This window comes from Vibrio sp. 2130-1, assembly GCF_033339515.1.
On sequence record NZ_JAWOUT010000387.1, the window covers coordinates 1 to 641 of the forward strand.

Consider the following 641-nt stretch of genomic DNA (forward strand, 5'->3'; position numbering starts at 1 on the left):
TTTTAGAAACGGTGCCGAATCATTGCCCGATGCCGTCGTAGTATTTCGCGCGGAAGGCAACATTGTTTGGTGTAACCGGTTAGCTCAACACCTGTTAGGCTTCCATTGGCCAGAAGATTCCGGTCAACCTATCTCGAACCTGATTCGAACTCCAGATTTCATAAAGTACCTCAATAAAAAAGATTTCTCCGAACCGCTAGAAATGCGCTCGCCGTTGAATGTCGAACGTATGTTAGAACTGCGTATCGTGCCTTACACGGAAGGTGAACACCTGATGGTGGTGCGTGACGTGAGCCAACTTAAGCAACTCGAAGGAATGCGTCGTAACTTCTTCGCCAACGTTTCTCATGAGCTACGCACTCCGATGACCGTACTACAAGGTTATCTGGAGATGACGGAAGACCCAGACATGATCGTCGGCCCTATGTGGACTAAAGCGCATGGGGTGATGACGGAGCAGCTTAACCGCATGAACAGCTTAGTGAATCAACTTCTTACCTTATCTAAGATTGAAGCCGCGCCGATGCATGAGTTGGAAGATGTCGTAAACGTGCCAGCAATGCTTGAAGTATTAGAGAAAGAAGCGATCAGCTTAAGTGGTGATGACCAACATAAACTCAAGTTTGATGTCGATACCAGCC

General features: G+C 47.6%; 1 protein-coding gene. It reads left to right on the forward strand.

The annotated features are described in order from the left end of the window. A partial coding sequence (locus R7Q09_RS26400) for a histidine kinase dimerization/phospho-acceptor domain-containing protein (RefSeq protein ID WP_318143973.1) occupies nt 1-641 on the forward strand: 641 nt, incomplete at both ends.